Below are 6388 nucleotides of genomic sequence, written 5' to 3' on the forward strand. Positions count from 1 at the left end.
CGGAAAGATGGGTTATATAACTCGCGGCCAACGCGCTATCATATAGCAATTCTGATGTCTCAGGCATCGACAAGAACGAAGAGTTAACGAGGAAGATATGAAATTTTTGGTTACGGGCGCGGCAGGATTTATCGGATCGCATGTCAGCAAACGCTTGCTGGATGCCGGACACCAGGTAGTCGGTATTGATAATCTGAACGACTACTACGACGTCAATCTCAAGCTGGCACGTCTGGATTTACTGAAATCCGGGAATTTCACCTTCCACAAGATGGAGTTAGCCGATCGTGAAGCCATGGCAGCGCTGTTTGCCTCTGAGAAGTTTGAGCGCGTGATACATCTGGCCGCACAAGCAGGTGTGCGCTACTCGCTGGAAAATCCGCACGCGTATGCGGATGCTAACCTGGTCGGTCACCTTAACGTGCTGGAAGGTTGTCGCCATAACAAGGTACAGCACCTGCTGTATGCGTCATCAAGCTCCGTTTATGGTCTGAACCGCAAGATGCCGTTCTCCACTGACGACTCGGTAGACCACCCGGTGTCACTGTACGCGGCGACCAAAAAAGCCAATGAGCTGATGTCGCATACTTATTCCCATCTGTATAACCTGCCGACCACTGGTCTGCGTTTCTTTACCGTGTATGGCCCGTGGGGACGTCCGGACATGGCGCTGTTTAAGTTTACAAAGGCGATGCTCGAAGGCAAAAGCATTGATGTCTACAACTACGGCAAGATGAAGCGCGACTTTACCTATATTGATGACATCGCCGAAGCTATTCTCCGCCTACAGGATGTTATCCCTCAGGCTGATGAAAACTGGACTGTCGAAACCGGTTCGCCGGCGACCAGTTCCGCGCCTTATCGCGTTTATAACATTGGTAACAGCTCTCCGGTTGAGCTTATGGATTACATTACGGCGCTGGAAGAAGCTCTCGGCAAAGAAGCAGAGAAAAACATGATGCCGATTCAACCGGGTGACGTGCTGGAAACCAGCGCGGACACGAAAGCGTTGTATGACGTTATTGGTTTTAAACCGCAGACCTCAGTCAAAGACGGGGTAAAAAACTTCGTGGACTGGTATCGCGTTTTCTACAACGTCTAAAACAAAAAACCCGGCACACAGGCCGGGTTTTTTACGTGCTTAACGCAGAATATCAGTCGCTACCAAACAGATCGCGGGTATACACTTTATCCGCCACGTCTGCCAGTTCTGCTGCCATACGGTTAGAGATGATCACATCCGCTTCCTGCTTGAACGCATCCAGATCGCGAATCACGCGTGAATGGAAGAACTCATCTTCCTGCATCGCAGGCTCATAAATAATGACCTGTACACCCTTCGCTTTAATACGCTTCATGATCCCCTGAATGGAAGAGGCGCGGAAGTTATCGGAACCGCTCTTCATGATCAGACGATATACACCCACCACTTTCGGCTGACGCGCGAGGATGGAATCAGAAATGAAATCCTTACGCGTACGGTTGGCATCCACAATGGCTGAAATCAGGTTGTTTGGCACAGCCTGATAGTTGGCCAGCAGCTGCTTGGTATCTTTTGGCAGGCAGTAACCACCGTAGCCAAATGACGGGTTGTTATAGTGGTTACCAATGCGCGGATCGAGACAAACACCTTCGATAATCTGGCGGGTATTTAACCCCAGGCTCTCTGCGTAGCTGTCCAGTTCGTTGAAGTAAGCGACACGCATTGCCAGGTAGGTATTGGCGAAAAGCTTAATCGCCTCCGCTTCAGTGGAGTCGGTAAACAGTACCGGAATATCTTTCTTAATTGCTCCTTCCTGCAGCAGCGCGGCAAAACGTTCAGCACGTTCAGAACGCTCACCAATCACGATACGGGAAGGATGCAGGTTATCGTATAACGCCCTGCCCTCGCGCAGGAACTCTGGCGAGAAGAAGACGTTATCGATGCCCAACTCTTCTTTGATGGATTTAGTGAAACCTACCGGAATGGTTGACTTAATCACCATCACCGCGTTCGGGTTGATTGCGATAACGTCTTTAATGACCGCTTCTACAGTGGATGTGTTAAAGTAATTCGTTTTCGGATCGTAGTCGGTAGGAGTGGCAATGATGACGTAATCCGCATCGCGGTAGGCATCTTCTTTATCCGTAGTAGCGCGGAAATTCAGTTCTTTATGAGTAAGATAATCCTGGATTTCTTTGTCAACAATTGGCGATTTCTTCTGGTTGAGCATATCCACTTTGGACTGCACGATATCCAGCGCAACCACTTCATGGTTCTGGGCAATCAGAATACCGTTCGAGAGTCCAACATAGCCTGTTCCGGAGATTGTTATTTTCATTTACTTGACTTCTTCAGTATGAGTTTCTGGTGACATTCAAAGGCCCACCACAATGATTAACTGGTGGATTTTTAGCGCTAATGCCAATTCCCTGTCAAGATTCACACCCTGCCAGGCAAGGGCTTTTTCTCCGTATCAGGAACCATCCAAACGCCATGTTAGTCGCCTTTACACCAGCATCAACGCTGCATTTGACGACTATCCGAGCTAAAAAAAAGAAAATTAACAGTTGAGCTCAAATCAGACTAATCCCTTAATGAGATTTAGTAGATATTGACCATAACCCGTCTTTTTTAATGGCTCGGCAAGCAACTGAAGCTGCTCCGCATTGATGAAGCCCCGACGGAAAGCAATCTCTTCAGGACAGGATACTTTCAGCCCCTGCCGTTCTTCGATAGTGGCAATAAAGTTGCTCGCCTCGATCATACTCTGATGTGTTCCGGTATCGAGCCAGGCATAACCGCGTCTCATCATCGCTACCGACAATTGTCCCTTCTGCATGTAAAGACGATTGATGTCTGTTATTTCAAGCTCACCACGTGCCGACGGGCGTAAGGTTTTGGCCATCTCAATAACATCATTATCATAAAAATAGAGGCCGGTTATCGCGTAATTACTCTTCGGCTTTTCAGGCTTTTCTTCAATGCCAATTGCTGCACCTTCTTTATCAAATTCAACGACACCATAACGCTCCGGGTCACTGACATGATAGGCAAAAACGGTCGCGCCTTTTTCCTGGCTGGCTGCATCCTCGAGTAATCTGGGTAAATCATGACCATAGAAAATATTGTCACCTAACACCAGAGCACAATTGTCATCACCGATAAATTCTTCACCCAGAATAAAGGCCTGCGCCAGTCCATCGGGACTCGGCTGTACTTTATACTGCAGGCGCAATCCCCATTGGCTGCCATCCCCCAGCAATTGTTCGAAACGAGGCGTATCCTGTGGCGTGCTGATAATCAAAATGTCCTTGATACCCGACAGCATTAACGTAGAAAGCGGGTAATAGATCATCGGTTTATCGTAAATTGGCAGGAGCTGTTTACTTACCGCCATCGTTACGGGATAAAGACGCGTACCAGAACCGCCAGCTAAAATGATACCTTTACGCTTCGTCATTTCTTGCGATCTCCATAATTCTGCTCAATCCAGCTTTTGTAAGCACCGCTTTGAACATTAGAAACCCATTCCTGGTTGTTCAAATACCATTCGACTGTTTTTCGAATGCCACTCTCAAACGTCTCCTGAGGTTTCCAACCTAGTTCAGCTGTAATTTTACGGGCATCAATGGCATAACGACGATCGTGTCCAGGACGATCGGTTACGTAGGTGATCTGGTCCCGATAAGAGTTTGTTTTAGGTACAATTTCATCCAGCAGATCGCATATTGTATGAACTACCTCAATATTTTTCTTCTCGTTGTAGCCGCCAATATTATATGTTTCGCCAGTTTTACCCGTAGTCAGAACGGCATACAACGCACGTGCATGATCTTCAACATATAGCCAATCGCGGATCTGGTCACCTTTGCCATAAATAGGTAATGCCTTATTTTCGAGAGCATTAAGGATGACGAGTGGAATTAATTTCTCTGGGAAATGAAAAGGACCATAGTTATTGGAGCAGTTAGTGACAATCCCCGGCAGTCCGTAGGTGCGGATCCATGCACGAACTAAATGATCGCTTGATGCTTTTGATGCGGAATAGGGACTGCTTGGCGCATACGCTGTTTTTTCGGTAAAGAGCGGTAACGAAGAGGAGCTGTGATGCTCATCAGGATGGGGTAAATCGCCATAAACTTCATCTGTTGAAATATGGTGAAAACGAAATGTCGATTTAGCCCGCTCATCCAGTGCAGACCAGTAAGCGCGACTCGTTTCTAACAGGACGTAAGTGCCAACAATATTTGTTTCAATAAATGCAGCTGGCCCAGTGATGGAGCGATCAACATGGCTTTCTGCCGCCAGGTGCATTACTGCATCGGGTTGATGAGCGGCAAAAATCTTTTCCATTGCAATTTTGTCGCATATATCAGCATGTTCAAAAACATAGCGGTCACTATCGCTTACTTCACGCAAGGATTCCAGATTACCGGCATAGGTCAATTTATCAACGTTAACAACGCTATCTTGAGTATTATTAATGATATGTCGGATAACCGCGGAACCGATAAAACCGGCACCACCGGTGACGAGAATTTTCACGCAATCTATTCCGTTCAAAAGTGAGTGGACTTGGCGAGATAAAAAAGCCCGGTATCGCTACCGGGCTTGATGGAATGGCAGAACTAATTAGATTAATCCAGCCATTCGGTGTGGAACACACCTTCTTTATCCGTACGTTTATACGTATGCGCACCGAAGTAGTCACGCTGCGCCTGGATCAGGTTGGCAGGCAGTACGGCAGCGCGATAGCTGTCGTAATACGCCACTGCAGCGGAGAAGGTCGGCACAGGAATACCGTTCTGTACAGCGTATGCAACCACATCACGCAGCGCCTGCTGGTATTCGTCAGCAATCTTCTTAAAGTAAGGTGCCAGAAGCAGGTTCGCGATACCTGCATTTTCAGCATAGGCATCGGTGATTTTCTGCAGGAACTGGGCGCGGATGATGCAACCTGCACGGAAGATCTTCGCGATTTCACCGTAGTTCAGATCCCAGTTGTTTTCGTCAGAAGCCGCGCGTAACTGAGAGAAACCCTGCGCGTAAGAGACGATTTTGCCCAAGTACAGAGCACGACGAACCTTCTCAACGAATTCCGCTTTGTCAGCAGCTGGTTTAGCCTGCGGACCAGACAGCACTTTGGAAGCCGCAACGCGCTGATCTTTCAGAGAAGAGATGTAACGAGCGAATACGGATTCAGTGATCAGAGACAGCGGTTCGCCCAGGTCCAGAGAGCTCTGGCTGGTCCATTTGCCGGTACCTTTGTTCGCCGCTTCGTCAAGAATCACATCGACCAGGTATTTACCCTCTTCATCTTTCTTCGTGAAGATATCTTTGGTGATGTCGATCAGATAGCTGTTCAGCTCGCCTTTGTTCCACTCGGTGAAGGTCTCTGCGAGTTCTTCGTTGGAAAGATTCAGGCCCCCCTTCAGCAGAGAGTAGGCTTCAGCAATCAGCTGCATATCGCCGTATTCGATGCCGTTGTGAACCATCTTAACATAGTGGCCTGCACCGTCCGGGCCGATATAGGTCACACACGGCTCACCATCTTCCGCAACCGCAGCGATTTTGGTCAGGATTGGCGCAACAAGCTCGTACGCTTCTTTCTGGCCGCCAGGCATGATAGATGGGCCTTTCAGCGCGCCCTCTTCACCACCGGAAACACCGGTACCGATGAAGTTGAAACCTTCAGCAGAGAGTTCACGGTTACGACGAATGGTGTCCTGGAAGAAGGTGTTGCCACCATCAATGATGATGTCGCCTTTGTCCAGATAAGGTTTCAGGGAATCGATGGCTGCATCGGTACCTGCGCCCGCTTTCACCATTAACAGGATACGACGAGGCGTTTCCAGAGATTCAACAAACTCTTTAACCGTATAGAAAGGAACCAGTTTCTTACCCGGATTCTCAGCGATGACTTCTTCGGTCTTATCACGGGAGCGGTTGAAAACGGAGACGGTATAACCACGGCTTTCGATGTTGAGCGCCAGGTTGCGCCCCATCACTGCCATACCGACAACGCCGATCTGTTGCTTGGACATTACATACTCCTGTCAGGTGTGGTCGCCGCGACTGTGCGCGGCTTGAATGTTCACTGATATTAACTCACTTTGCTGATGAGTGGTTAGTAGAAGATGTGCGATATTCTAGAGTGTTTTAGACAATACATAAAATCTCATAACACACGCTCTCACCGCCTACTAATACACAACTGCTTGATATAATTTGCCACTTCGAAACAATTCCCCGAAGGTTTAGTATTTGTAATAGTTCTTATTTTTGATCTTTCGTTTTGATATTCAACACTATCTGATAAAATAAAACATTCCAAGTCCACTTCATTATATATTTTACACCCTGGAGTAAATTCATTATAAGGATAGCAAAACCCTACATTAGCCT

The 6388-nt window shown here is 47.7% G+C and carries 6 protein-coding genes; 1 reads left to right on the plus strand and 5 read right to left on the minus strand.

The features are described 5' to 3' along the window. Positions 1 to 97: 97 nt before the first annotated feature. A complete protein-coding gene (locus M8370_RS14730) occupies positions 98 to 1102 on the plus strand; it encodes an NAD-dependent epimerase (protein ID WP_250021238.1) in 1005 nt (334 codons plus the stop codon). Positions 1103 to 1154: 52 nt separating this feature from the next. Here the strand turns inward: M8370_RS14730 and ugd are convergent, their stop codons facing one another. From ugd to M8370_RS14755, 5 genes are all read right to left on the minus strand, one after another. Beyond that, positions 1155 to 2321: a UDP-glucose 6-dehydrogenase gene (ugd, locus tag M8370_RS14735; protein WP_023620898.1), complete on the minus strand. Its 1167-nt coding sequence runs from the start codon at positions 2319 to 2321 to the stop codon at positions 1155 to 1157. A gap of 240 nt (positions 2322 to 2561) precedes the next feature. Beyond that, positions 2562 to 3443 (minus strand): glucose-1-phosphate thymidylyltransferase RfbA, encoded by an 882-nt coding sequence (gene rfbA, locus M8370_RS14740; RefSeq protein WP_013097851.1) that lies wholly within the window; start codon positions 3441 to 3443, stop codon positions 2562 to 2564. Beyond that, entirely contained in the window at positions 3440 to 4528 is a 1089-nt protein-coding gene (gene rfbB / locus M8370_RS14745; protein WP_250021239.1) for a dTDP-glucose 4,6-dehydratase, read from the minus strand. The genes rfbA and rfbB overlap by 4 nt, the downstream gene beginning before the upstream one ends. Before the next feature lie 92 nt (positions 4529 to 4620). Next, positions 4621 to 6027: an NADP-dependent phosphogluconate dehydrogenase gene (gene gnd / locus M8370_RS14750; protein WP_000043519.1), complete on the minus strand. Its 1407-nt coding sequence runs from the start codon at positions 6025 to 6027 to the stop codon at positions 4621 to 4623. A gap of 149 nt (positions 6028 to 6176) precedes the next feature. Further along, the coding region (locus M8370_RS14755) for a hypothetical protein (RefSeq protein WP_250021240.1) at positions 6177 to 6388 on the minus strand (212 nt) is incomplete at its 5' end.

This window comes from Enterobacter cloacae complex sp. OE43NF (genome assembly GCF_023544405.1).
Classification (GTDB): Bacteria; Pseudomonadota; Gammaproteobacteria; order Enterobacterales; family Enterobacteriaceae; genus Enterobacter; species Enterobacter cloacae.

Excerpts from the sequence above, each read along its gene's own strand:
- M8370_RS14730 (WP_250021238.1), top strand. The coding sequence starts at position 98 with ATGAAATTTTTGGTTACGGGCGCGGCAGGATTTATCGGATCGCATGTC.
- ugd (WP_023620898.1), bottom strand. The coding sequence starts at position 2,321 with ATGAAAATAACAATCTCCGGAACAGGCTATGTTGGACTCTCGAACGGT.
- rfbA (WP_013097851.1), bottom strand. The coding sequence starts at position 3,443 with ATGACGAAGCGTAAAGGTATCATTTTAGCTGGCGGTTCTGGTACGCGT.
- gnd (WP_000043519.1), bottom strand. The coding sequence starts at position 6,027 with ATGTCCAAGCAACAGATCGGCGTTGTCGGTATGGCAGTGATGGGGCGC.